The 23,701-nt window shown below is 65.0% G+C and carries 21 protein-coding genes and 1 tRNA gene; 6 read left to right on the top strand and 16 right to left on the bottom strand.

All coding sequences use genetic code 11. The features are described 5' to 3' along the window. Positions 1 to 15: 15 nt before the first annotated feature. The gene (locus tag IY145_RS11965; RefSeq protein ID WP_196408419.1) at positions 16 to 2,331 is read left to right on the top strand and encodes a Tex family protein; all 2,316 of its coding nucleotides are present in this window, start codon (positions 16 to 18) and stop codon (positions 2,329 to 2,331) included. Between the two features lie 22 nt (positions 2,332 to 2,353). On the opposite strand, the gene IY145_RS11960 is transcribed toward IY145_RS11965, so the two are convergent. Continuing rightward, positions 2,354 to 2,427 (bottom strand) — tRNA-Gly (locus IY145_RS11960). A 241-nt stretch (positions 2,428 to 2,668) separates the two neighbouring features. Between IY145_RS11960 and IY145_RS11955 the strand changes: the two genes are divergently transcribed. Next, complete coding sequence (locus IY145_RS11955; protein ID WP_196408418.1) at positions 2,669 to 3,034, top strand: TIGR02300 family protein; 366 nt, start codon at positions 2,669 to 2,671, stop codon at positions 3,032 to 3,034. 63 nt (positions 3,035 to 3,097) lie between these two features. Here the strand turns inward: IY145_RS11955 and IY145_RS11950 are convergent, their stop codons facing one another. From IY145_RS11950 to IY145_RS11935, 4 genes are all read right to left on the bottom strand, one after another. After that, the gene (locus IY145_RS11950; protein ID WP_196408417.1) at positions 3,098 to 4,135 is read right to left on the bottom strand and encodes a cytochrome-c peroxidase; all 1,038 of its coding nucleotides are present in this window, start codon (positions 4,133 to 4,135) and stop codon (positions 3,098 to 3,100) included. A 106-nt stretch (positions 4,136 to 4,241) separates the two neighbouring features. Continuing rightward, a complete protein-coding gene (locus IY145_RS11945; protein WP_196408416.1) occupies positions 4,242 to 5,678 on the bottom strand; it encodes a PepSY domain-containing protein in 1,437 nt (478 codons plus the stop codon). A 370-nt stretch (positions 5,679 to 6,048) separates the two neighbouring features. Next, complete coding sequence (pqqA, locus tag IY145_RS26575; protein ID WP_099831855.1) at positions 6,049 to 6,126, bottom strand: pyrroloquinoline quinone precursor peptide PqqA; 78 nt, start codon at positions 6,124 to 6,126, stop codon at positions 6,049 to 6,051. A 323-nt stretch (positions 6,127 to 6,449) separates the two neighbouring features. Next, on the bottom strand, positions 6,450 to 6,845 hold the full coding sequence (locus IY145_RS11935) for an ester cyclase (RefSeq protein ID WP_196408415.1): 396 nt from the start codon (positions 6,843 to 6,845) through the stop codon (positions 6,450 to 6,452). An 84-nt stretch (positions 6,846 to 6,929) separates the two neighbouring features. On the opposite strand from IY145_RS11935, the gene IY145_RS11930 reads away from it, so the two are divergent. Next, on the top strand, positions 6,930 to 7,412 hold the full coding sequence (locus IY145_RS11930) for a MarR family winged helix-turn-helix transcriptional regulator (protein ID WP_196408414.1): 483 nt from the start codon (positions 6,930 to 6,932) through the stop codon (positions 7,410 to 7,412). A 38-nt stretch (positions 7,413 to 7,450) separates the two neighbouring features. On the opposite strand, the gene IY145_RS11925 is transcribed toward IY145_RS11930, so the two are convergent. Genes IY145_RS11925 through IY145_RS11905 form a run of 5 tightly spaced genes read right to left on the bottom strand, consistent with a single transcriptional unit; the run spans position 7,451 to position 13,557 of the window. Beyond that, a complete protein-coding gene (locus IY145_RS11925) occupies positions 7,451 to 8,263 on the bottom strand; it encodes a formylmethanofuran dehydrogenase subunit C (protein ID WP_196408413.1) in 813 nt (270 codons plus the stop codon). Continuing rightward, positions 8,264 to 9,169, bottom strand: coding sequence for a formylmethanofuran--tetrahydromethanopterin N-formyltransferase (gene fhcD / locus IY145_RS11920; protein ID WP_196408412.1), 906 nt, complete (start codon positions 9,167 to 9,169; stop codon positions 8,264 to 8,266). It lies immediately after the preceding gene. Continuing rightward, positions 9,157 to 10,791, bottom strand: coding sequence for a formylmethanofuran dehydrogenase subunit A (locus tag IY145_RS11915; RefSeq protein ID WP_196408411.1), 1,635 nt, complete (start codon positions 10,789 to 10,791; stop codon positions 9,157 to 9,159). Before IY145_RS11915 ends, fhcD begins: the two co-directional genes overlap by 13 nt. A gap of 40 nt (positions 10,792 to 10,831) precedes the next feature. Continuing rightward, a complete protein-coding gene (locus tag IY145_RS11910; protein ID WP_196408410.1) occupies positions 10,832 to 12,466 on the bottom strand; it encodes a formylmethanofuran dehydrogenase subunit A in 1,635 nt (544 codons plus the stop codon). Beyond that, complete coding sequence (locus IY145_RS11905) at positions 12,460 to 13,557, bottom strand: formylmethanofuran dehydrogenase (protein WP_196408409.1); 1,098 nt, start codon at positions 13,555 to 13,557, stop codon at positions 12,460 to 12,462. The genes IY145_RS11910 and IY145_RS11905 overlap by 7 nt, the downstream gene beginning before the upstream one ends. 263 nt (positions 13,558 to 13,820) lie before the next feature. Here IY145_RS11905 and IY145_RS11900 point away from each other — a divergent pair, with 263 nt between their 5' ends. Beyond that, positions 13,821 to 15,944 carry a S9 family peptidase gene (locus tag IY145_RS11900; protein ID WP_196408408.1) on the top strand — a complete coding sequence of 708 codons (2,124 nt, stop codon included), beginning with the start codon at positions 13,821 to 13,823 and terminating at the stop codon, positions 15,942 to 15,944. 198 nt (positions 15,945 to 16,142) lie between these two features. On the opposite strand, the gene IY145_RS11895 is transcribed toward IY145_RS11900, so the two are convergent. After that, on the bottom strand, positions 16,143 to 17,174 hold the full coding sequence (locus IY145_RS11895; RefSeq protein ID WP_196408407.1) for a RelA/SpoT domain-containing protein: 1,032 nt from the start codon (positions 17,172 to 17,174) through the stop codon (positions 16,143 to 16,145). A 613-nt stretch (positions 17,175 to 17,787) separates the two neighbouring features. Between IY145_RS11895 and IY145_RS11890 the strand changes: the two genes are divergently transcribed. Then, positions 17,788 to 18,486 carry a spore coat biosynthesis protein F gene (locus tag IY145_RS11890; RefSeq protein WP_196408406.1) on the top strand — a complete coding sequence of 233 codons (699 nt, stop codon included), beginning with the start codon at positions 17,788 to 17,790 and terminating at the stop codon, positions 18,484 to 18,486. Positions 18,487 to 18,492: 6 nt separating this feature from the next. Here IY145_RS11890 and IY145_RS11885 read toward each other — a convergent pair whose 3' ends face one another. Continuing rightward, positions 18,493 to 18,801: a carboxymuconolactone decarboxylase family protein gene (locus IY145_RS11885; protein WP_196408405.1), complete on the bottom strand. Its 309-nt coding sequence runs from the start codon at positions 18,799 to 18,801 to the stop codon at positions 18,493 to 18,495. A 114-nt stretch (positions 18,802 to 18,915) separates the two neighbouring features. Here IY145_RS11885 and IY145_RS11880 point away from each other — a divergent pair, with 114 nt between their 5' ends. Then, the gene (locus IY145_RS11880; protein ID WP_196408404.1) at positions 18,916 to 19,467 is read left to right on the top strand and encodes a TetR/AcrR family transcriptional regulator; all 552 of its coding nucleotides are present in this window, start codon (positions 18,916 to 18,918) and stop codon (positions 19,465 to 19,467) included. On the opposite strand, the gene cobU is transcribed toward IY145_RS11880, so the two are convergent. The 4 genes from cobU to IY145_RS11860 are packed head-to-tail and all read right to left on the bottom strand — an operon-like array spanning position 19,446 to position 23,655. Then, on the bottom strand, positions 19,446 to 19,961 hold the full coding sequence (gene cobU, locus IY145_RS11875; RefSeq protein WP_196408403.1) for a bifunctional adenosylcobinamide kinase/adenosylcobinamide-phosphate guanylyltransferase: 516 nt from the start codon (positions 19,959 to 19,961) through the stop codon (positions 19,446 to 19,448). The genes IY145_RS11880 and cobU overlap by 22 nt on opposite strands. 33 nt (positions 19,962 to 19,994) lie before the next feature. Then, entirely contained in the window at positions 19,995 to 21,446 is a 1,452-nt protein-coding gene (locus tag IY145_RS11870; protein ID WP_196408402.1) for a DUF3526 domain-containing protein, read from the bottom strand. Between the two features lie 8 nt (positions 21,447 to 21,454). Then, positions 21,455 to 22,936, bottom strand: a complete 1,482-nt coding sequence (locus tag IY145_RS11865; protein ID WP_196408401.1) for a DUF3526 domain-containing protein — start codon at positions 22,934 to 22,936, stop codon at positions 21,455 to 21,457. Next, positions 22,933 to 23,655 carry an ABC transporter ATP-binding protein gene (locus IY145_RS11860; RefSeq protein ID WP_196408400.1) on the bottom strand — a complete coding sequence of 241 codons (723 nt, stop codon included), beginning with the start codon at positions 23,653 to 23,655 and terminating at the stop codon, positions 22,933 to 22,935. Before IY145_RS11860 ends, IY145_RS11865 begins: the two co-directional genes overlap by 4 nt. Positions 23,656 to 23,701 lie beyond the last annotated feature (46 nt).

Genomic DNA, 23,701 nt, shown 5'->3' with positions numbered 1-23,701 from the left:
CGACAGGGATAGCGCATGGCGTCGATCGTCGAACGAATCAGCACGGAGCTCTCCGCGAAACCCTGGCAAGTGGAGGCCGCCGTCGCTCTGCTCGATCAAGGTTCGACAGTGCCCTTCATCGCCCGCTATCGCAAGGAGGCAACGGGCCAGCTCGACGACACGCAGCTGCGCCATCTTGAGGAGCGTCTGCGCTATTTGCGCGAGCTCGAAGAGCGCCGCAAAGCGATTCTCGAATCGATCGAAACGCAAGGCAAGCTCGACGATGCGCTGCGCGCGACGATCATGGACGCCGATAATAAGGCGCGGCTCGAGGATATTTATCTCCCCTTCAAGCCCAAGCGCCGCACCAAGGCGCAGATCGCGATCGAGGCCGGCCTGGCGCCGCTCGCCGAAGCTCTGCTCGGCCATCCCGAGCGCGAGCCGAAGGCGCAGGCCGAGCCTTTCGTGAACGCCGAGAAGAATGTCGCCGATGCGACCGCCGCGCTCGAGGGCGCGCGCGCCATTCTCGTCGAGCGTTTCGCCGAGAACGCCGATCTCATCGGCCGCCTGCGCGAGACCTTCTGGACGCAGGGTCTCATGAAATCGAAAGTGCGCGCCGGCAAGGAGGCTGCGGGCGCGAAATTCTCCGATTATTTCGATTTCTCCGAGCCGCTGGTGAAGCTTCCCTCGCATCGCATATTGGCGATGTTCCGCGGCGAGAAGGAGGAGATGCTCGATCTCGAGATGCTCCCCGAGCCGAGCGAAGGCGTCGTCGGCTATGAGGGTCAGATCGCGCAGCGTTTTTCCATCGCCGATCGCGGCCGGCCGGGCGACCGCTGGCTGCTCGACACTGTGCGCTGGGCCTGGCGCACCAAGATCGAGCTACATCTTTCCGTCGATCTGCGCACGCGTCTGTGGCGCTTCGCGGAAGATGAAGCCATTCGCGTCTTCGCGGCGAATTTGCGCGATCTTCTGCTCGCCGCGCCCGCCGGCGCGCGCGCGACGCTCGGCCTCGATCCGGGCTTTCGCACCGGCGTCAAAGTCGCGGTCATCGACAAGACCGGCAAGATCGTCGCGACAACGGCGATCTATCCGCATGAGCCACAACGCCGCTGGGACGAATCGCTCTCCATTCTCGCCAAGCTCGCGCGCGAGCACGCGATAGAGCTCATCGCCATCGGCAATGGCACGGCCTCGCGCGAGACCGACAAGCTCGCCGGCGAATTGATGACGAAATTCCCGGAGCTGAAGCTCACCAAAATCGTCGTCTCCGAGGCGGGCGCTTCGGTTTATTCGGCGTCCGAATACGCCTCGCGCGAATTGCCCGATCTCGATGTGACGCTGCGCGGCGCCGCCTCCATCGCGCGCCGCCTGCAAGACCCGCTCGCCGAGCTGGTGAAGATCGAGCCCAAGGCGATCGGCGTCGGCCAATATCAGCACGACGTCTCGGAGGTGAAGCTCTCCCATTCGCTCGACGCCGTCGTCGAGGATTGCGTCAACGCCGTCGGCGTCGACGTCAACACCGCCTCCGCGCCGCTGCTGGCGCGCGTGTCGGGCGTCGGCGAATTGCTCGCGTCCAACATCGTCGCGCATCGCGACGCGAATGGCCCCTTCCGCACGCGCGACTCGCTGAAGAAAGTGCCGCGTCTCGGCCCCAAGGCCTTCGAGCAGAGCGCGGGCTTTTTGCGTATCGTCGACGGCGACGATCCGCTCGACCGCTCCGGCGTGCATCCGGAGGCCTATCCGATCGTGCGCCGCATTCTCGCGGCGGCCAAGACCGACATAAAGCAGCTCATCGGCAATGCGACCGAGTTGCGCAAGCTGCGGCCGGCGCAATTCGTCGACGAGACTTTCGGCCTGCCGACCGTCACCGATATTTTCGCCGAGCTGGAGAAGCCCGGCCGCGATCCGCGTCCCGCCTTCAAGACCGCGACCTTCCAGGAGGGCGTGGAGAAGATTTCCGATCTCACGCCCGGCATGATTCTCGAGGGCGTCGTCACCAATGTGGCGGCCTTCGGCGCCTTTGTGGATGTGGGCGTGCATCAGGACGGACTCGTCCATATCTCGGCCATGTCCAAGACTTTCGTGAAGGATCCGCGGCAGGTGGCCAAGCCCGGCGATATCGTCAAGGTGAAGGTGCTGGAGATCGACGCGCCGCGAAAGCGCATCGCGCTCTCCATGCGGCTCGACGACACGCCCGATCAGCGCCAGGCGCCCGCCGGAGGCCAGCGCCGCGAGGGCGGCGCGAGCCCGCGTCAGATGCGCCAGCCCGAGCCGCAAAAGGGCGCAGGCGCGCTGGGCGACGCGCTGCTGGCGGCGATGCGCACGCCGCAGAAGAATGGGCCGCGTTGAGAGAATCGAGGAAGGCGGAAGCTGGAGCGGGTGAAGGGAATCGAACCCTCGTATTCAGCTTGGAAGGCTGCTGCTCTACCATTGAGCTACACCCGCGATGAAGAGAGATATGCCAAGTCGCGCCGCGCTTGGCAATGGCCCATCCGACCGCTGCGCGGGCCCAGACACGGGGTTTTCGGTGATTCGTCGTGCAAACCAGGGCTTTTCTGCGGGATCGGCTTGACAGCCTCGCTTTCCATTTCTCATTTGACAGCCGGGCAAGGGCAAACTACCGAGCGCCCGACCAAAGTCTCCCACGGGCGGTCCCACGCCGCTCTATCTCGAGGATGCAAGGACCGTGGCCAAACCCGAACTCGGCGCCAAGCGCCAATGTCAGTCTTGTGGCGTCAAATTCTTCGATCTGAACAAGGATCCGGTCGTCTGCCCGAAGTGCGGAGCGATTTTCCATGTCGTGACGACGCGAATCGCCGCGCGCCACGCCGATCCGGACGAGCCGGCCGAAGGCGAGAAGGACGCCGAAATCGTCTCCCTGGACGAGGTCGAAGCCAGCGAGTCCAAGGCCGAAGCGATCGATGTGGACGAGGATGTCGAAATCGAAGACGCGGCCGAGGAGGACGACACCTTCCTCGAGAATGAGGAGGAGGAAGACGACGACGTCGCCGGCCTCATCGACGGCGACATCGACACCGACGAAGAAGGCTGAAACGAAAACGGCGGCCCCGAATCTCGGGGCCGCCATTTTTTTAAGGGGTCGAGGCCCCGTGATTTATTTTTTCGCCGCTGCGTCGGGGAAAGGCGTCGGCGCGGAATAATTGGCCGGCACGGGCTGCGTCAGCGCGCCCAGGAAGGCCGTGATCGCCTCCACATCCTTGTCGGCGAGATCGACGCCCAATTGCGTCTTGCCCATCACGCGCACGGCCTGCGGCAGATCGGCGACCGAGCCGTCGTGGAAATAGGGTCCGCTCTTGGCGACATTGCGCAGGCTCGGAACCTTGAACACATAGAGGTCCGCGTCGTTCTTCGTCACATCGGCGCGGCCCTTGTCGGGCTCGGCGACGCCGGTCTCCTTCCAATAATCGGTGACGACGCCGAATTTGGCGAATGACGTTCCGCCCAGGCCGACGCCGTCGTGACAGCCGGCGCAGCCGACATCGATGAATTTGCGCAGGCCCGCCTGCTCGGCCAGCGTCAGCGCCTTGGCGTCGCCCTTCAGAAAGGCGTCGAAGCGCGTCGGCTGCGGCAGCGTGCGCTCGAAGACGCCGAGCGCCTTGCCCCAGTTCTTCTGCGTCACCGGATCGGCCTCGCCGGGGAAGGCCTTGGCGAAGGCTTCCGTATAGCCGGGGATGGATTTCAGCTTGGCGATCACCGTCGCGAAATCCGGATTGCCGAAGCTCACAGCGCCGGTCGGCGATTTCTCGGCCTGCTCCTCGATGGTCTCGCGATCGCCGCGCCAATGCGCCTTGAATTGCAGCGCGGCGTTGAAGATCGTCGGCGCATTGCGCGGATTGATCTTGCCGAGCACGCCGAAGGATTTCGGCAGCCCGTCGGCGCCCTGCTTCTCGGGCAGATGGCAATGCGAGCAGCTCACATTGCCGTCTGCGGAAACGCGATTTTCGAAGAACAGCCGCCGGCCGAGCTCGGCCTGATCCGTTTTGGCGCTCGGCGCGGCCGGCAGAGGCGCGAAAATGCGCTTGGCGTCGGAAAGGAGCGCAGCGTCGGCGCTGGCCGCGACAGCGGTCGCGGCGAGGCACAATCCCGCGGCCGCAAATCCGACCAGCGCGGAAATTTTTATGGTGGAAGTCATGATGGTCCGCCGTTTCTCGTAGTGGGAGCTCGGGCTCCGGCGGGCGCATCCTGTATCGATTTATGAGAGCCGGCAAGGCCGGCTCTCATGAAATCATACCTCGCAGCTAGGGTTGGCGCGCGGCGCCGATCGGGCGCAATCCGAGCCAGCGGCTCGCGCTCGGAAAAGCGCGGCGGATGACCGTTTCCGCCGCGAGCACGGCGAGGAGAGACAGGCCGAGCGTCGGCAGGAAGAGGCCGAGGGCGAGGATGAGGCTCAGCATGAAAGGCGCGAGGCGCGGCTCGGGCGAGAAGGCCGGCGGCGCGCCCAGAGCGCCGCGCGGGCGCCGCCGCCACCACAAAACGACGGAAGAGACCACGAGCAGCAGATAGGCGATGACGGTCAGCAGGCCGAGCAGCTGATTGAGCCAGCCGAACAGCTGCCCCTCATGCGCGGCGACGCCGATTCCGAAGATGCGGTCGATGAGCGGAGACGTGGCGAAGCCCGTCTCGCGCAATTGCTCGAAGCTCGCCGGGTCGAATTCGATCGTCCTGCGCAGCGGGCGGTTCTGCGTTCGCGATTGGACCTTCCAAGCGGCGCCCTCCGGTCCGGGCGGCGAGATCATCACCGGCTCGGCGAGGCCGAGCCCGGCCGCGATCGGCGCGATTCGATCGAAACCGACGCGCGTCGCCGTCATGGCGCCGGCGTGATGCGCATGGTGCTCCGCATGTTCGCTCGGCGCGGGCGCGGCTTGCTGGAACTGCTCCTTGCGCTGCTCCCGCGCGTCAGCTGGCCCCGTCGTCCAATCGGGATGGACGAGCATCGTCTCGCCGATATTGCGCACATAGCGGAAGCTCTCGCCCCAGACCAATGTCCAGGGCAGCGCCGTGACGAGCAGGAAGAGAGCGAAAAACGACACCCACAGACCGGTGACGGCGTGGAGGTCGCGCCAGAAAATGCGGCCGCCTTCGGCGAGGCGCGGATAGGCGACGCCGGCCAAGCCTTTCGCGTCGCGCGGCCACCAGAGATAGAGGCCGCTGACGATCATGACGATGGCCCAGGCGCCGGCGAGCTCCAGCAGCACATGGCCGGGCGTCCCCAGCAGCAGATCTCCGTGAATGGCGGAGGCGAGCTGCGACGGGCGGTATTTGTCGTCCTGAACCGCGAGAACTTCCAGCGTGTCGGGACGCACCAGCACGCGCTGGATCGCGAAATCCTCGGAGCCGCGGCGCCCGGTTATGAAGGTCACACGGGCGGCGTCGGCCGGATCGGCGCGCAGCTCGAGCGCGGTCAGCCGCGCGTCGGGCAGAGCCGCCTGCGCCGCCGCCACTTGCGCGTCGAGCGATTGCGGTGCGCCATTCAGCGCCATATGGTCGTAGGGCCGGTCGAGCCAGGCGTCGATCTGCGGCTTGAAGAGATAGACCGCGCCGCTGAGCGAGAGCACGACGACGAAGGGCAGGCAGAACAGTCCCGCATAGAAATGCCAGCGCCAGATGGTGCGATAGGCTGCGGAGCGGATGGACGCATCCTGCGATCCGACGAGATTGCGGACGATCATATTCATATGTGGCCTCCTCGACGACGCCGGCGCCCGCCGCGGGCCGGTCGTGTCTTCTCTCACTTCGATGCGATGGCGCGATGAAAAGCTCGGCCGTCTCATTGCGAGCGTAACGCCGGCGGCGTGCGATTGTCGAGATCGCGCATGAGGAGAGGTCGCGTGAGAAGACGTCGTATGCGTCGCGCGAGAGGCGCCGACGCGAGCGTTCGCGCATTATGGCGCAGGGCGGGAACGAGCAGCGCCCGACCGCCTCAGGCGATGGCGCGCCAAAAAATTACGAGCCGGTAAGAAGGTCGCCTCCGCGAGGAGAGCGGTCTTCTTACCGGCTCGCTGAATTCGGCCGCTTCACGAGAGAAGCGGCGAGCACGAAATCCGTTCAGATTTCAGCGGATTCGTAGCTGGTGATTTCCATGCCGACGCAGACTTCGACAATCACCGGGGCGGTCCAGGCCATGTTCATCTCCTCCGTTCGAAGAAATCGCCCTTTCGAGGCGAATGTCTCATCCCGCTTCTCGCTGCTTTGCGCTTGGCCGCATGAGCCGGCAGGTTTGAGCTAGGCGATTGACTAGCATGAAGCTCTGCCCCACGCAATTCGGCAATTTGAGACGGCGTGTTGTCAAATCTTCCCGACGTCGCCGCAACCTATGGAAGTTGCGAGAGGAACGACGTTCGCCGCGGCGGCCCCGCGCGGCTGTGATCGGGCAATCCTCCCATATGAGGCCGGCGGCTCGCTGACGAATGAGATTTCGGATCAGGCGTTCCGCCTCGCGGGCGCGGTCAAAGCGTCACCGCTCCGATCTGCTGCAAGACACCCAATCGATCGACTTGCAGCCATGCTCGGGTGAGCTTGCCGTCGGAGGCGTGATAGATGGCGATCCCCTCTTGAACGACCATCTTGCCTGTCGGAGCGACGCTGGCCAACGGTCCGAGCTGCGCCGCCCGGAATCGCCAGCGCAGGCACACTTTGTCTTCCGCCGCGAACAAATCCTCGATCTCGAATTGGAGGTCGGGAAACGCAGTGACCATGCGTTCGATCGTCCGCCTGAAGCCTTCGGGGCCGTTTTCGCCATTCGCGCCGACGAATCCCGGCGCCAGATAATCGTCCAGCCGGTCCAGCTGACGTTTGTTGAGACAATCCTCATAGAGGCCCTCGACGAGCTCCGCCGGAGTCATGACGCACCCTCAATTGACAATATGTTGTCTTTTGCCATATTGACAATATATTGTCAATATCTCGGCTGTTCAGGGAGATCCATCATGCCTACGCCGCGCGGCGAAGCCCTGAGCGGGCTCGTATGGGAGATATTGCTGACCGCGGGCCGCTTGACGGAGTTCGGCAATAGGCTCACCGCGCCCTTTGGCTTGACCGCCGCCCGTTGGCAGGTCATGGGCGTTATCGTCCACCGAGCGGCGACCATAGCGGAAATCGGCCGCCGCCTGTCGCAGAGCCGGCAGGGCGTCCAGCGCTTGGGCGACGAGCTGGCGCGGGAGGGTTTTGCGCTCTACAGCCCCAATCCGAAGCACGCGCGCGCCAAGCTGCTCGGCCCTACGCCGCAGGGCGAAGCGGCGTATCGAGAGGTGATGAAGCTGCAAGCCGAGTGGATGGACGCTCTATCGGCGAAAATGCAGGTCGAGAACATCGCCGCGGCGCGGGCGCTGCTCGCGACGCTCGCGTCCGGGCTGGAAGAAGGCCGAACGCAAAACGCAGCAGAACGGCCCGAGCGCTCGTCGAGCGGCTGATGTTCGACGTCGGCGCTTCGGACGCCGCTGCGCTTGGCTCACGCCGGCAGCAGCACCTCGCCCTTGCCGAACACAGCCGTGTCGCCGGCGAAGCGCTGCAGCCGGCCGGAGAGCAGGCGCGAGGCGCCGCGGCTCTCTGCCGCCAGCGATTTGGCGAAGAGCTTGGCGAATCCGAGATTATGCGCGCCGCAATCCACGTAAGTCGGTCCGAGCTCGCGCTGCTCGGAGAGCACGATGGATGCGCGCTTGTTGAGATAGCCGATGCGCTCGCCTTCGGCCGTACCCAGCACGATGATCGTGCCGGCGATGGCTCTAGCGCCCAAATCCTCGCCCGCATCGCCCTCGACGATGATGATGCCGCGGCGCAGCCGATCTCCGCACCGCGCGCCGACGCTGCCGCGCACGATGACGCGCCCGCCCGACATTCCGGGAATCTCGCCCGCCAGCGGCGCGCCCAGGAAATCCCCGGCGTCGCCATAAATATCGATATTCGCGCCCGCCGATTGCGAGGCGGCGTAGGGGCCGGCGTCGCCGGCGACCGTAATGGTTCCGCCCTTGGCGGCGCGGCCCAGTTGCGCGCCGACATCGCCCTCGACATGGATCGCAAAGCCCGGCAGGAGCTTTGCGCCGAGAAGATCGAAGCGGTCGGAGCCGCCGTCGAAGCGCACAGAAGCGACGTCGCCGAGCTTGACCTTGAACAGGTCGCCGACCGTCACGCTCTCGCGCGTCGTGCCTATGGAGAGGGACTCGATCTCCTTCGCCGAGCGGCCGACGAGCCGGTCCGGCGTCAGGGGCGAGAGGTCGAGCCGCTGGTCGGGCTCGGCTTTCAGCGTGAAGAGAAGCGGCTTCACTTACACGAGATCCTTCAAATGATAGTGGAAGGGGCCGAGTTTCCCGCCGTAATTGCCGGCGCCGACGCGCTTGGCGCCCTGTTTGGGGCCGAGCGCGATGATCGCCTTCAAGCCGGCGCGCATCGCCGCGGAGACCGCCTCGCTGGTCAGACCGTCGATGACGATCTCCAGCACGCAGCCGATGTCGGCGTCGAGCGCGCTATTGGTCGCGCCGCGCAGTGTGGGGCAATAGGCGTCGTTGGTCGAGGCGCCCATGCCCTTATATTTCGAGCCGACCTTGGAGCCGGAGCGCACCACGCCGCCCGGAAAGGGCGCTATGGCGTCGGGCGTCTCATGGACGGCCTCCACGGCGGCCTCGGTCGCGCGCATCGTGCTCGCCCAATCCTCGCCCATGATCAGCAGATTGCCGCCGCCGACCGATTTCTTGGTGAGGCCGACCGCCGATTCCACCAGGAATTCGCCGTCCATCACCGGCACGCGCCAATAGCGGCGGCCGTCGATCGCCTTGGAGATCTGCCATTTGTCGCCGAACTGGCGCATGGAGTCGCCGACCTTGATCTTCGCCTCGCCATCGAAGGCGGAGAAGAGCGCGCTGCCGGGACAGGTCAGCACGCATTGGCCGATGCGATTGACCAGCGCCTTCTCGACGCTCTTGGGCGAAAAGCCGAAGAGCAGAACGCGCACGCCCGGACGCCCGTCCGGCGTCTCGCGCGGCGACAATTCGCGGTCTATGCCGGCCTCGCAGTCGCAGCCGATGACCGAAGTGGCGTAGCCGGTCATGGTGGTGGCGGCCTGCAGGGCCCATTTGCGGGTCGGCGCCGTGACGACGACGCCGGAGCCGGTCATCGGAAAAGCCTCGGCGAAACTCTCGTCGATGCGGATTCCCTTGCGGATCAATTGCGGCATGGAACCTCCGCGAAGCCCGCCGTCGCGGGGAGCGCCGCATCCTGCACCTCGAACATGGAGCGCGGCAGGCCATAGAGGCCGTCGTAATATTTCTCGAGGCGACTGTTGATCTTGCGATCGTATTCGGGCCGCACGCGCAGCGTCCTTCCCTTGGTGTAATGCGAGACTTTGCCGTCGCGCACGACGAGATTGCCATCCTTGAAGACATAGGCGGCGCTACGAAACATCGCCGCTTTGTCGGGCTGCGGCTTATAGACCGCAATATCGGCGACCGAGCCCGCGCCCAATTGGCCGCGATCCTCGAAGCCATAGAGCTTGCGCGGCGCGGCGCGAGTCATGGTCGCGATCTCATAGAAAGTATATTCGCGCGTCAGCGCCGGCAGATTGGTCAGCTCCAGCACATCGGCCGGCAGGCGCGAGCAATATTGCGCGCGCTTGTCGGCGCTCATCAGCAGCGCGAACACTTCCGGATAGGTGGTGAAGGGCGCGCCATTGGGATGGTCGGTGGTGAAGAACACCTGCATCGGATCATTGCAGAGCAGGAACAGTTCCAGGCCCGCCGCCCATTGCACCGCATTGAAGAAGTCCGAGACGCGGTAGGAATAGGGCACGACGCCGAGGCCGTTGGAGTCGCCGTCGAAGATGACGCCCTTCTTCGGCCGCCCGCCGGGCAGGCTGTTGAACTGCTTCATCACATCGGAGGAGATCGTCACGATATCGGCGAACATCACCTGGCCGACGTCGACGGTGACATTCTTATTGGCGTTGATCTTCTCGGCGAATTTCGACGCCGCGGAGGAGAAGCCGTTCTTGCCCTCGGTTCCATAGGCGTAGAACTGCACATGCGCGAGATGTAGCGGCAGGCCCTGCGAAGCGTCGATCGTCGCCAGCGCGGTCTCGACATTCCCCGGAAGGCCGAGATTGTTCATATGCAGATGCAGCGGATGGCGGATTTTTGTCGCGTTCACCGCCTGCTGCAGCTTTTGGAAAATCTCCCGCGAGGAGAGGCCGTATTCCGGCACCACATCCTCGAGCGAGAAATGGCGGATATTCTGCTTGAAGGCGTCGACGCCGCCGGCGTTCACGCATTTCACGCCGATCGCCCGCGTCGCCTCCAGCGTCGCGCCGATATAATCGACGACGGCGTTCTGGCCCTCGCCGTCGCGCAAGGCCGAGAGCAGGAAGTCCTCATTGCCGAGCACCGTCAAGAAACCCTTGTCGATGATCGGAATATCGGCGAGCTCGAGATGTGCGTGCAGCGCATGATGGGGCGACACCGCCGGCTCTATGACCGTGGTGTAGCCCATTTGCGCATAGAGGCGGCCGGTCTCGAAAGTGGACCAGCCGGCCGTCGAGAGCGGCGTGTTGGCGGGCCGCGGCCGATGCGCGCGATGCGCCTCCGGCAGCAGCAGCCGCGCGGTGTTCACGCCGCCGCCGGCGATATGGGAATGGATGTCTATGGCGCCGGCCATGACGATATGGCCGGAGACGTCATGCTCGACGTCCGGCGACCGTCCCTCGGGCGGCGCGACGATGCGGCCATCCTCGAAATAGAGGTCGCCGACGCCGTCGACGCCATTGACCGGGTCGACGACATGGCCGCCGTAGAGACGGGTCAGCATGACGCGTCCTCCCGAGGGCGAATCAATTGCCAATGGCGAATCAATTGCGGCATGCGACCTCCGCATAGACGCTTCGGCCGGCGAGCGCCGCCTCGGGCACGTCGAAGATCGAGCGCGAGAGGCCATAGAGCTCGTCGTAATAGGCGTCGAGACGCTTCTCGATCGCGCGGTCGTAGCCGGGGCGCACGCGCAGCGTCTTGCCCTTGGTGTAGCGCGTCACGACGCCGTCGCGCACGACGTTTTCACCGTCCTTGAACACATAGGCGGCGTTGCGGAACATGCCGGCCTTGTCTTTCTGCGGCTTATAGACGGCGATATCGGCGACGGCGCCTTCGCCGAGACGGCCGCGATCGGTAAAGCCATAGAGCCGCGCCGGCCCGGCCCGGCTCATGAGCGCGATCTCATGGAGCGTATATTCGCGCTTGATCGACGGGAGAGACGTCATCTCCAGCACCTCGGCCGGCAGGCGCTCCATCCATTGCGCACGCAGCTCAGCGCTCATCAGCAGCGCGAACAGCTCCGGATAGGTGGTGAAGGGCCCGCCATTGGGATGGTCGGTGGTGAAGAAGACCTGCAGCGGATCCTCGATCAGCAGGAACAGCTCGAGGCCCGCCGCCCATTGTATGGCGTTGTAGTAATTGGAGATACGATAGGCGTAGGGCACGACGCCGCCGCCATTGGCGTCGCCGTCGAAGATCACGCCCTTCTTCGGGATCGCGCCCGACAGGCTGTTGAACTGGCGCAGCACGTCGGACGAAATGGTCACCGTGTCGCCGAACATCACGGCGCCGACATCGACGGTGATATTCTTATTGGCGTTGATCTTGGCCGCGAGCGCGGGGGCCGCGGAGGAGAAGGCGTTCTTGCCCTCGAGGCCATAGGCGTAGAATTGCACATGGGCGAGATGCATCGGCAGGCCCTCGGCGGCGTCGATCGTCGCGAGCGCCGTGTCGATATTGCCGGCGATGCCGAGATTGTTCATGTGCAGATGCAGCGGATGCGGAATGCCGACAGCCTGCGTCGCCTTTTGCAGCGATTTGAAGATCTGCCGCGAGGTCACGCCATAGAAGGGCACGATCTCGTCGAGGCCGAAGGCGCGCATATTCTGCTTGAAGGCGTCCGCTCCGCCGGGATTGATGCATTTGAGGCCGAGCGTGCCCGTCGCCTCGACGGTCTGCGCGACATAATCGGCGATGGCGGTCTCGCTCTCCCGCTCGCGCAGCGCGGCGAGCAGGAAGTCGTCATTGCCGAGCACCGTCAGCGCGCCCTTGTCGATGATCGGAACGTCGCCGAGCTCCAAATGCGACTGCAGCGCGTGGTGCGGCGCGACGGCGGGCTCGACCACAGTGGTGAAGCCCATTTGCGCATAGAGGCGGCCGGTCTCGAAGGTCGACCATTTGGCGGTCGCGAGCGGCGTTCCGTCGAGGCGCGCGCGGATCGAGCGGTGCATCTCGGGCAGCAGCAGCCGCGCCGAATTCACATTGCCGCCGGCGATATGGGAATGGATGTCGATCGCGCCGGCCATGACGATATGGCCGGAGACGTCATAGTCCTCGTCCGGCTCGCGACCCTGCGGCGGAGCGACGATCCGCCCATCCTCGAAATAGACGTCGGCGACGCCGTCGACGCCAGTCGCGGGATCGACGACATGACCGCCGCGCAGACGGATCAGCACGGCAAATCCTCCGAAAATCTGGCGCTGATGGCGGCGATCGCCTCTGCGACGGTCGGCAGCTCGGCCGGCGCGCTCGCCCGCCGCAGCACCAAAGAGCTGGTCTCCTGCGCGAACTCCACGGCGTCGTAATTCTCGCCCGGCTTGCCGACGGCGATGAACAGGCCGCGCTTCACCTTGGCTCCGACCGGGCCGAGAGTGACGAGCGGAATATCGTCGCGCTCCCAGGGCGGTGCCTCGCCGTCATAGGCGGAAATCCACAAAGCGGCGTCGGCCTCGCCACTGTCGACGAGGCGACTCGCCTCGAAGCGCCAAGTGTCGTGCTCGGGATAGCCGCGGCCGAAGCCGGTGCGCGGCGGAAAGCCGGTCATCCAGGCGGAAGCCTGCAGCACGCCGGTCGCGCCGGAGCGCCCGCCGATCGGCACGCCGGTGAAGCGCGTCGTGGCGTTGAGCTCGGTGATCATGCCCTGCAGCATTTCGACGATGAGCGAATCGAGCCCGGCCGCCGCCCAGACGGCGACGCCGAATCGCGCCGCCTTCAGCGCCTCGGCATGAGCGTCGAGCTTCTTGGTCGCGGCGGCGGAAAGCGCCACCGGCCGCCCGCCGACGCGCGCCCGCAGCGCCGCCAGCACGCCGGGAAGCTCCGCCTCGGTCGCCGGAATGGTCTCGACCTCGACGCCCTCTATCTTGGCCTCGCCCCGCTTGGGGCCGATCCACAGCACGCGGCGCTTGGTCTTGCCGCCGTGGACGGTGTCCTTGTCGAGCGCGAGGCGATCGAAGATCGCCGGCCAATAGCCCGTCAGTCCCGGTCCGACCAGCAGCACGAGGTCGGCGCGCACGCGGGCCTCATTGGGCGTCGTCACGAAAATCCCCGCCGAGCGGACGACCTCGAGGTCGGTCAGCGAATCGCGCGAGGCGAGATGATCGAAGGCGCCCCGCAGCCGCTCGGCCAGCAGGATCGCCGCCTGGGCTCCCGCCACATCGGCGCCGAGCCCGGCCACGAGGGGGAAATTCGCGGCTTGAAGGATTTTCGCCGCTTGTGCGTAGGCGTCGTCAGAAGAAATGGATTTGCCGTCGAGCGTCGCGTTGCTCATTGCCCCAACCGATGTTTCCACCACGCCCGGGTTTGCGCCCGCGCATTTTTTGTCCGCTCCCGGCGCGACGGCCGAAAGCGAAGGCAAGAGCGACGCGGCCCCTCGCCGGGGCCTGCGTCGCGCGCTATGCCTATCAGCCACGGCGCAGGAAGTCGAGACATCGAAGCGCCTCGATTTTCTGCACCGGGTCGAGACCCGAGAAACCGGCGGGCGTCGTTGCTTCGCACCGCTCGCGATGACGGCCCAAAGCGAGGAGTCACCCAATGGCGGAATCCGCCGACCGCAAAACCGCCTTCGCCCTCGAGGGCGCGACGCCGCCCGTCGCCGAGCAGCGGCCGACCCGGCGCGTGATCCACGGCCGCGTCCTCGACGATCCCTATGGCTGGGTCGCGGCGGAGAATTGGCGCGATGTGCTGAGCGATCCGGCGACGCTGCCGGCCGACATAACCGCTCTGGTGAAGGCCGAGAACGCCTATTGCGAAAAGCTCCTCGCCCCGCTTTCGACGCTCCGCAAATCGCTCCAGGCGGAGCTGCGCGCCCGCATGAAGGAGGACGACAGCGAGCCCCCGTGGCCGGACGGCGCCTTCGCCTATTTCGAGCGCTATCGCGAGGGCGGCGAGCATGCGCTCTATTGCCGCACGAAACGCGCCGGCGGCGACGAGAAAATCCTGTTCGACGGCGACGAGGAAGCCGGCGAGGCGCATTTCTTCGACATTGGCGAGATCGACCATTCGCCCGATCATCTCCAGCTCGCCTGGAGCGTCGACGACAAGGGCTCGGAATATTATTCGATCCGCACGCGCGCCCTCGCCGACGGCGAGGACCGCGCGGACATCGTCCCGCATACGGACGGCTCGCTGGTCTGGAGCGCGGATTCGCAGAGCTATTATTACGTCCGCGTCGACGACAATCACCGCACGGCGCAAGTCTTCCGCCACGACATCGGCGCCGATCCCGCGACCGACGCGCTCATCGTCGAGGAGCTCGATCCCGCCTGGTTCGTCTCGCTCGATCGCAGCCGCTGCGGACGCTTCGCCATCGTCTCCATTCGCGGCCATGACGCCAGCGAATGCCATCTCGTCGACCTTCACGACAAAGACGTAAAGCCGCGCCTCGTCGCGAAGCGCGAGCCGAAATTGCGCTATGACGTCGAGCCGCATGGCGACGATCTCTACATTCGCTCCAACGCAGACGGCGCCGAGGATTTCGCGATTTTTCGCGCGCCTCTGACCACCGCCTCGCGCGCCGATTGGCGCCCTGTGGTTCCGCATGTCGCGGGACGGCTCATCGTCATCGGCACGGTCTATGCGCGCCATCTCGTCTGGGTGGAGCGCGCCAACGGCCTGCCGCGCATTCTCATTCGCGCGCTGGCGAGCGGCGAGGAGCACGCAATCGCCTTCGACGAAGAAGCTTACGCGCTCTATCTTCTGCCCGGCCTCGAATTCGACACCGACACTTTGCGCTTCACCTATTCCTCCATGACGACTCCGGAGGAGACCTATGATTACGACATGGGCGCGCGCACGCGCACTCTGCTGAAGCGCGAGGAAATCCCCTCGGGCCATGATCCGAAGAACTATGTGACGCGCCGCTTCTTCGCCAAAGCGGCGGATGGCGCGGAGGTTCCCGTCACTCTGCTGCATCGCGCCGATTTCACGCCCGGCGTCGGCGCGCCGACTCTGCTCTATGGCTATGGCGCCTATGGGCATCCGCTGTCGGCGAGCTTCGATCCTCATGCGCTGTCATTGGTCGATCGCGGCTTCGTCTATGCGCTCGCCCATACGCGCGGCGGAACCGACAAGGGCTGGAGCTGGTACGAGAAGGGCAAGCTCGAGCATAAGCCCAATACATTCGCCGACTTCATCACCGCCGCGCGCCATCTCGTCGCGACGGGCTATGCGAAGGAAGGCGAGATCATCGCGCAAGGCGCCAGCGCCGGCGGCATGTTGATGGGCGCGGTGGCCAATCTGGCGCCGGAGCTTTTTTCCGGAATCATCGCCGGCGTGCCCTTTGTCGATGTGCTGAACACGATGCTGCGCGACGATCTGCCATTGACGCCGCCCGAATGGGAGGAATGGGGCAATCCGATCGCCGATGTCGCCGCCTATGACCGGCTCGCCTCCTATTCGCCCTATGACAATGTGACGGCGCAGAGCTATCCGGCGATATTGGCGCTCGCCGGCCTCACCGATCCGCGCGTGACCTATTGGGAGCCGCTGAAATGGGTCGCGCGCCTGCGCGAACGCATGACCGGCGGCGGCCCCGTTCTGTTGCGCACCAATATGGAGGCCGGCCACGCCGGCGCCTCGGGACGGTTCGAGCGGCTCGAGGAAGTGGCGCTGGAATGGGCCTTCGCGCTGGCTTGCGCGGGGAAGGCGGGGGTGTAGGCGGTCACGTCAGCGGATTTAGAGGGAGCGTCATTCTGGACGCTCGCAAAGCGACAACACAAAATTACCGGTCTCTGGATTCTCGGTTAGGCGGTCGGCCTGCCGGGGATGACGGCGCCTCTTCGATTCAGGTGACGCAATTCGCAAGGGCCTTTCCGATTCGAAGCGACCCAAGCCTCGTCATAGCGATGACGAAGCCTATTTTGATTTTTCGAGCTTCTTTATACCCGCCTCGATATACTTGATAAATTCGTTTGTGTTTTGAAAGTAATTTCTATAAGCAGATCGTATATCTCCGAATGTCTTTGCACGAACCAAAACAATATCATCATCTGGATTCTGCTTTTCGAGATTAAAGTACCCTTCCGTGGCCGAATCTATGTTGCTATACTTATGCAATATAAGCTTTCCTGTTATAGATAGCTGCAACACAACGTTGTTTTTAATTCTTGATGCCTGTTCAATTACTGGGAGGGTCCGCAAAAATCGCATAACATTGATTTCGGAGTCCAATTTTTTGAACATTTTGCATAATTCATGATCTGATAGATTCGACCTACAGCTTGTTAGATTTTCCTCGGTTCTCGCCAAAATCTCACTGGCGAGCCGAAAAAACTCACGATGCCGATCATCTCCACGGTTAAATTTTGGTTGGTTTTCAGTTACTCTGCTGACGACCTCAACGGCGGTTGCCCAAGCGTGCTGGCACAGAGTTCGGAACTGCATTTCTATATATAGCCCGTTAAACCTTCTCCCGAAGTCCGTATTTACATTATAAATATATATTTCGTGGACACCACGGTAGCCACTATCTTTCGGTTTCAGGATGTAATTATATTTATCAGGGTTTTCATGGCGTAATTTATGATTAAACCTAGATCGGTGGAACTCTTTCCTGAACTCAGCCAAACTGTTAATATCTTTGAAAATTAGCCGGCATCCCGCAATATCATCCATCCTGGCGAGTTCCATGCCAGGCTCCCGGAACAACTTGTCTATAATGGTTGATCGTCTTTTCAATCTTTGCGCAACGATAATTTCTTTTCCGCGCGTCCGACTCCAAAGCAATGGCTTAAATGTATTTAAGACATAGCTATGGCCAGCACGCCAGCTTTCAAATGCGTTGGCTTCTTCATCCGATAGTAGTTCACCGGCGCGAATTTGAACCCCCGCCTTATTTACTTTTCCTTTGGTACCCCAGGGTGGGGTCACGTTCGCAATTGCGTTCATTTGGTCATTCTCGAACGAAGGATTTCCGCCAAACTACGTATTGAGCCCTGGAAATGCTGGATAGCGCCGCAAAAGCGATTCGTCCATTGACGCCGACGCCACCCTTGACATTCTGCGGAAAATATTCCTATATCTCGCCCACCCTCGCCGAACGGCAAGGGCCTCGCTCTGGGGTAGGAGCGGGGCCGGCGGGGGCGCGGTTTCGAGAGAGGCGGGGCGGCTACCCTCGTTCGCGCGCTCGACGCCACTCCGCCGGCGCGGCTTCTCCTTCGCGCGGAGGCGTTTGGAAACAAACGCGAAAGCCGGCCGAATTTCCGAGGCTCGCGCGGGGATAGATTACCCGAGAGGGGAAAACAACCCTGGGCCCGGAGGCGGTGTAGAGGAGGGGCAGACCGCGTCCGGGACGTTCGAGTTTCCGATGCGTCTTTGATTGCAAAGGCCGTGGCCGACGGAAGCCGCGGCGTCCCGGACCGCCTTGTCCAACCCGCGCGGCGAATGCGCGGGGCGCCGGCGCGCGCCTCGTCGCGAAGATGGCGTATCGCTTGCTTTTCGCTTCGCAGCGGGCCGCCGCTCGCGGCCGAATGTCACCATCACTCAGGAAAGGCGGCGTCCCATGAACGTCCTCGCCATTATTTCCGCCGCGACGATCCAGGACGGCCGCGAGACCGGCGTGCTGGCGCCCCTCGCCGGCGAGCCGCTGCTCGGCCGCTTGCTCGATCGTCTCGCCCATGCGGAAAAGCTCGTCGGAATCGTCGTCACCACCACCGATGAGGCGGAGGATGCGCCGATCCGCGACTTCTGCGCCGCGCGCGGAACGCAATGCCAGACCGGCGCGCGCGACGATCTCATCGGCCGCCAGATCGCTTCCATGCAGGCGGCGGGCGCCAAGGGCGGAATTTCGCTCGATGCGCGCAATCCGCTGATCGATCCGGCGCTCGTCACCCAGGTCGCCGATCTGCTGCAAATGACCGACGGAATGCTCGATTGGATCGGCAATACGCTGGCGCCGGCCTATCCGCGCGGCATGGAGATCGACGGCTTCACCGCCGCGGCGCTGACCGAGGCGGAAAAGCGCTGCGGCGAGCCCGAGCAGCGCCGCCGCAGCCCCGCCTTTCTGCGCGAGAACGGCCGCATCTATCGCCCGCTGAGCCTGAAGGCCCCGCCGGAGGTCGCCCGTCCGGACGTGCGGCTCGATGTGGAGAGCCTCGCCGATCTGCCGCGGATCGAGGCGATTTTCGCCAGCTTCGAAGGCCGGACGGATTTCACTCTGGCGGAGATACTCGCCGCATCCGACCGGCTCGCAGCGCAGTAGCAGCCGTCACTCTATTCCGGCCACATGCGTCCCATGGGTGACGGCGGCGCCGGCGCGCAGAGCAGCGGCGATGAAGACGGTCTCGGCGAGCTCGGCCTCTGTCGCGCCGGCGGCGAGCGCCTGCTTGCGATGGATCTCGAGGCAATAGGGACATTGCGTCGTCATCGCCACGGCGAGCGCGATCAGTTCCTTGTATTTCTTGGGGATCGCGCCATCGGCCAGCGCCGCGGCGTCGAATTGCTTGAACGCCTCCCAGGCCGAGGGTGCCGCCTCGCCGATCTTCTTCAGCCGCTTCACATTCTCCATATCGTACATGGCCTTGCCTCCTTGCGATCCAAACCTACCTATCAGATGATAGGTGCGACAATGCGCCATTGACGAAGGGCCTGTCAATGGCGCTTCCTCGAGGAGCGAGGGGACGGGAACGGAATGATGACGGCGCGACGCGGCGAAGGGACGGCCGCGAAAATTCTGGACAGCGCGGAGGAGCGGCTCTGCCGCTACGGCTATAATGGCGTGAGCTTTCGCGACATCGCCGCCGATGTCGGGGTGAAGAGCGCCAGCGTCCATTATTTTTTCCCCACCAAGCCGGCGCTGGTCGCCGCCGTCGCGCGGCGCTACGCCGATCTCTGCCTAGAGGAGCTCGGCGATCCCACGAGCTGCACGCCGGCGGAGGCGGTCGGCCTGCTCGCGGAAATGTTCCGCCGCACGGTGGCGGAGAAGAAACGCATGTGCCTCTTCGGCATGCTGGCGGCGGAAGTGGGCGGCCTGCCCTCCGAGGTCGGCGCGGAGGCGCGGCGCTTCTTCGCCGAGACTCTTCGCTGGCTGCGCGTCGCGCTGCGCGAGGATTCGGCCTGCGCCGAAGCGACCCTCGCAGCGCTGGAGGGCGGCGTGCTGCTGGCCCGCGCGATGGATGATCCAGCCATGCTGGAGAAGGTGGCGGAGCGCGTGACGGCGCGTCACTTCACCATGAGCGGATAGCCGGCGACGACGAGATGGACGCGGGCCGCCTGCTTGGCGACCGCCTGATGCAGCTCGCCGGCGGCGTCGCGAAAGCGCCGCGCCAGCGCATTCTCCGGCACGATGGAGAGGCCGACCTCCGAGGAGACCAGCACAGTCGGCGCGCGTCGCGTCGTAAGCGCAGCGAGCAATTCCTCGCGATCGGCGCGCAAATCCGCCTCGGCGAGCAGGCGATTGCTCAGCCATAGAGTGAGGCAGTCGACGAGCAGCGGAAGCTCCGCCGGCGCCTCGCGCACCGCCTGGGCGAGCGCATGCGGCGCCTCGATCGTGCGCCAATCGCCGGCGCGCCGCTCCTTATGCGCAGCGATACGACGGCGCATCTCGTCGTCGAAGGCTTGCGCCGTGGCGATATAGGTCCAGGGGCCGGGCTCTGCGGTCACGAGTCCTTCGGCGAAGGCGCTCTTGCCGGAGCGCGCGCCGCCGAGGACGAAGGTCAGATGCGGATTTTCGGTCATTCCATTCGGATCAGCAGCGCCGAGATATTCCTATCACGCCGCCTTGCAGCGACGAAGCCCGCGCCAGGCGAAGACGGCGAGCAGCAAGGCCGGCAGGCCGACTCCGCCCGCGAGCCCGGAGACGACTCCCGCCGGGACGCTCGCCTCCGCCGCCGCAGCGGGGAAGCGCGGCAGAGCGGCGTAATCGGCCTGCGTCAACGACAGGCCGGCATGGGCGCGCGACCAGAAGAAATCGCGCCACTGGCGATGGAATTCATCGAGCCGCGCCGAGAATTCCGCATAGCGGCGATCGCCCGAGCCGGAGATATCGGCGACGGAGCGATACATCAGCAGCGCCGGCGAGAGAAAGGATAGTTGGTCGGCGAGCGCGCGCTGGCGGGCGAGCTGCGCCTCGTGACGCGCCATCACCTCCTCGACGCGCGCATTGGCCGTCTCCAGCACGGCGAGGCGGCGAATGGTGCGCTCCTTCGCGTCGCCGAGCTTCATCTCCGTCGCCGTGGCGTCGGGGTGCTCCTCGGCGTAGCGGGCGAGAGCGGCGTCGCGCTCGCGATCGGCGTCTGTCGTGGCGGCGCGCGCGGCCAGCGTCATTTCCGAGCGCGAAGGCGCCGGATAGAGCGCGTCGGCGAGCGTGTTGACGGCGGCGGGCGCGATCATGGTGACGCCGGCCCAGACGGCGATGAGCGCCAGCGCATTATAGGCGGAGCTTTTGCCGAAGCTGTCGACGACGGCCGCGAGCAGCGCCCAAAAGGCGCCATAGGCGAAGATCGCCGCGACGAGCAGCGCGAAGGCGCAGGAAGCGAAGGGCTCGGCCCCGCGCAGAAGATAGACGCCGGCGCAGGTCGCCGCGATCATCGCCAATATCGGCAGGCCCGCCCGCGCCGCCAGCTTGCCGAGCAGAACGGCGGTCGGACTCTCCGCGCTGGCGAGCGTCAGAGCGAGCGTGCCCTTCTCGCGCTCGCCGGCCGAAAGATCGAAGCAGAGCGCGAGAATCGCCAGAGGAAAGACGAAGACCAGCACGAAGGAGAGATCGATCGAGCCGCTGGCGAGATGCGCCGGATTTTCGATCTCATCGGCGAAGAGGAAGGAATCCTTGGTTCCGCTCGTCACTTTGAGCGCCGCGGGAAAGAGATCGCTCTGACCCGCGGCCACGATCGCGAGCGGAGCAGGCTCGAGCGCCGCCACCGCCGCCGCCGAGCCGCCGCCGACAAAGACGGCGTTACGCGGATCGCGAAAGGGCGGCGTCTCGCCCTTCACGCGGCCGGCCTCCATATCGGCGAGCGCCTTGCGCAGCGAATCGAGGCGCAGCGTCTCGTCTCGTCGAGCGTTCTCTATCGCGACCTTTTGCGTCGCGACGCGCTCGGCGCCGTTGAAGAAGGCGAGCGCGCTCATCGTCGTGATCGCCGCGAGCACCGCCCAGGCCGCAGCGTCGCGCCGCAGCAGGCGCCATTCGAACCGCCAGGCGGCGAGAAACGCAGAGAGAGTCATGGCGAGCCTCACAGCGGTCGCAGACGCCGCGCCGCGAAGACGGCGAGCGCCGCGGTCAGCACGGTCCACAGAGCGAGCGCGACGAGATCGCCGCGCACATGGGAGAAGGCCCAGGAGACGGCGGGCGCGGCATAATCGAAGGAGGGAATGCGCGCCCACATCTGTGGCGAAGCGACATAGCTCGCATCGCCATAACGCGCATTATTGATGAGATCCTCGCTCGCGGCAGTCTGAATGCGCCGCCGATGCGCTTCCGCCGCTGTGGCGAAATCATATTGATGCCAGGAATCCGTTCCCGAGAAGCTCGTCGAGAAAGCCTGCATGGCGAGCGCGGGGAAGAGAAAGCCCAGCGCCGCGCGCAGCCTGTCCTGCGCGTCGAAGGCGGCCTGCAGCGCGCCGAAATGCTTGTCGAAAATGACGAAGCCGTTCTCGTCGTCCTTGCGCAGCGCGAGGCCACGGAAATTGACCGGCAGATCCTCTATGCGCGAGACGCCATATTGCGCCAGCACGCTGTCGCGAAAGGCGATGAAGCTCGGATGCGTCTCGTCATGGCCGAAGGTTTTGTTCTTGTCCTCGGCGATGGCGTTGCGGAACTCGAGCGCGGTGGGCAGCGGCGCGACGCGTTTGGCGGCATCGGCCATCACGCGCGGGGCGAGAAAACAATTGGCGAGCCAGAAGGCGAGCAGGAGCACCAGCGCCGTGCGCGTGGACTTCGAAAAAGCCGACACGCCGAGCGCGAGAAAGACGAAGCCTGCGAGATAGAGACCATAGCCGAGAGAGAGCGCGAGCAGCCGCTCGAGCTGATCGGCGACGGAGAAATCATGATCGGCGAGGAAGAGCGTCGCCAGCACGGCCGCTGCGAAAGCCGGAATGAGCAGGACCGAAAGAGCGCCGAGCGCGGCGAGCGCCTTGCCGGCGAGAATATCGATGGGCGAGGCGCCGAGGCTCATCAGCTGGCGCAATGTGCCGCGCTCGCGCTCACCCGCGAAGCCGGCGAAGCCGAGCAGAACGGCGACGAGCGGCATGATCGTTTGCAGCACAAAGGCGAATGACAATCCGCCGAGCCGCGCGCCGACGCCGGCGTCGCGCGCCGCGCGAAATTGCGCCTCATTCTGCTTATGCGCCTCCAGCCAGACGGCCTCGCCGACATAGGCGTCGACGCCCGGATCGGCGAGCGCCAGCGGGCTCTGCGGCTTGAAGGCGTATTGGCCGAAATGCGCGGCGGCGTGCGGGTTCTTCGCGCCCTGCCCTGTCCACAGCACGCGGTCGGTCGCGGCGGCGGCGGCGCGGTCGCGATCCAGCCGCATATGCTGCGCGGCGCCGAAAGCGAGCGCGCCGAGCATCAGCAGAAAGACGAGGCCGAACAGCCAGGCGAGGCGGCTGTCGCGGCGCAGCTCCGCCCATTCCTTGAGGGCCACGGCGCGGGCGACGCGCCAACGGCCGGCGGGCGCCTGCGCCGCAGGCGCTTTCGCGACGACGATCTCGCTCATGCGGCCGCTCCTCTGAACTGCTCGAGATAGGCGCGCTCGAGGCCGAGATGATCGACGTCGTCGGCGCCGAATACGGAGACGAGCCGGCCCGCCTGCATCACGCCGATGCGCGTGCCGCATTGCTTGGCGAGGAAGAGGTCGTGCGTGACCATCAATATCGCCATGCCCTGCTTGCGCAGCTTCTCGACCAGAGCAGCGAACTCATTGGCGGCGAGCGGATCGAGGCCGGAGGTCGGCTCGTCGAGCAGCAGCGCCTGCGCGCGCCGCGCCAGAGCGACGGCGACGCCGACCTTCTGCCGCATGCCCTTGGAATAGCCGGAGACGCGCCGGAAGGCCGCCTCCTCCGCGAGCCCGGCCTCGCCGAGCAGGGCGAGCAATTCCGCCCGCGCGAGACGCCGGCCTCCGGAAATCTCGGTGAAATATTCGAGATTCTCGAGCCCGCTGAGCGCGCCATAGAGCATGACGGTCTCAGGGATATAGGCGAGGCGCCGACGCGCCTCGAGCGGCTCGCGCGCCGAGTCGACGCCGCCGACGAGCGCCTGGCCGGAGGTCGGCGCGATGAAATTGAGGAAGAGATTGACAGTCGTCGTCTTGCCGGCGCCATTGGGTCCGAGCAGACAGAACGCCTCGCCGCCGGGAATATGCAGATTCAGCCGGTCGAGGGCGGCGCGATCCGCCTTGCCCTCATATCTCTTGGTCAGCTCGCGCGCTTCCAACATGCGAAATCGCCTCCCGACGCCGAGAGCATTCTCGCAGCTTTCCGCG

Origin of the sequence: Methylosinus sp. H3A, assembly GCF_015709455.1 — a bacterium.
Taxonomy (GTDB): Bacteria; Pseudomonadota; Alphaproteobacteria; order Rhizobiales; family Beijerinckiaceae; genus Methylosinus.
Note: the sequence above shows the minus strand (reverse complement) of the source record. Positions and strands in the feature narration are given on the sequence as shown.

What these genes read in the sequence shown, in the direction of transcription:
- IY145_RS11965 (WP_196408419.1), top strand. Translation starts at nt 16, where the DNA reads ATGGCGTCGATCGTCGAACGAATCAGCACGGAGCTCTCCGCGAAACCC.
- IY145_RS11950 (WP_196408417.1), bottom strand. Translation starts at nt 4,135, where the DNA reads ATGACTTCCACCATAAAAATTTCCGCGCTGGTCGGATTTGCGGCCGCG.
- IY145_RS11945 (WP_196408416.1), bottom strand. Translation starts at nt 5,678, where the DNA reads ATGAATATGATCGTCCGCAATCTCGTCGGATCGCAGGATGCGTCCATC.
- pqqA (WP_099831855.1), bottom strand. Translation starts at nt 6,126, where the DNA reads ATGGCCTGGACCGCCCCGGTGATTGTCGAAGTCTGCGTCGGCATGGAA.
- IY145_RS11935 (WP_196408415.1), bottom strand. Translation starts at nt 6,845, where the DNA reads ATGACTCCGGCGGAGCTCGTCGAGGGCCTCTATGAGGATTGTCTCAAC.
- IY145_RS11930 (WP_196408414.1), top strand. Translation starts at nt 6,930, where the DNA reads ATGCCTACGCCGCGCGGCGAAGCCCTGAGCGGGCTCGTATGGGAGATA.
- fhcD (WP_196408412.1), bottom strand. Translation starts at nt 9,169, where the DNA reads ATGCCGCAATTGATCCGCAAGGGAATCCGCATCGACGAGAGTTTCGCC.
- IY145_RS11915 (WP_196408411.1), bottom strand. Translation starts at nt 10,791, where the DNA reads ATGCTGACCCGTCTCTACGGCGGCCATGTCGTCGACCCGGTCAATGGC.
- IY145_RS11905 (WP_196408409.1), bottom strand. Translation starts at nt 13,557, where the DNA reads ATGAGCAACGCGACGCTCGACGGCAAATCCATTTCTTCTGACGACGCC.
- IY145_RS11900 (WP_196408408.1), top strand. Translation starts at nt 13,821, where the DNA reads ATGGCGGAATCCGCCGACCGCAAAACCGCCTTCGCCCTCGAGGGCGCG.
- IY145_RS11895 (WP_196408407.1), bottom strand. Translation starts at nt 17,174, where the DNA reads ATGAACGCAATTGCGAACGTGACCCCACCCTGGGGTACCAAAGGAAAA.
- IY145_RS11890 (WP_196408406.1), top strand. Translation starts at nt 17,788, where the DNA reads ATGAACGTCCTCGCCATTATTTCCGCCGCGACGATCCAGGACGGCCGC.
- IY145_RS11885 (WP_196408405.1), bottom strand. Translation starts at nt 18,801, where the DNA reads ATGTACGATATGGAGAATGTGAAGCGGCTGAAGAAGATCGGCGAGGCG.
- IY145_RS11880 (WP_196408404.1), top strand. Translation starts at nt 18,916, where the DNA reads ATGATGACGGCGCGACGCGGCGAAGGGACGGCCGCGAAAATTCTGGAC.
- cobU (WP_196408403.1), bottom strand. Translation starts at nt 19,961, where the DNA reads ATGACCGAAAATCCGCATCTGACCTTCGTCCTCGGCGGCGCGCGCTCC.
- IY145_RS11870 (WP_196408402.1), bottom strand. Translation starts at nt 21,446, where the DNA reads ATGACTCTCTCTGCGTTTCTCGCCGCCTGGCGGTTCGAATGGCGCCTG.
- IY145_RS11865 (WP_196408401.1), bottom strand. Translation starts at nt 22,936, where the DNA reads ATGAGCGAGATCGTCGTCGCGAAAGCGCCTGCGGCGCAGGCGCCCGCC.
- IY145_RS11860 (WP_196408400.1), bottom strand. Translation starts at nt 23,655, where the DNA reads ATGTTGGAAGCGCGCGAGCTGACCAAGAGATATGAGGGCAAGGCGGAT.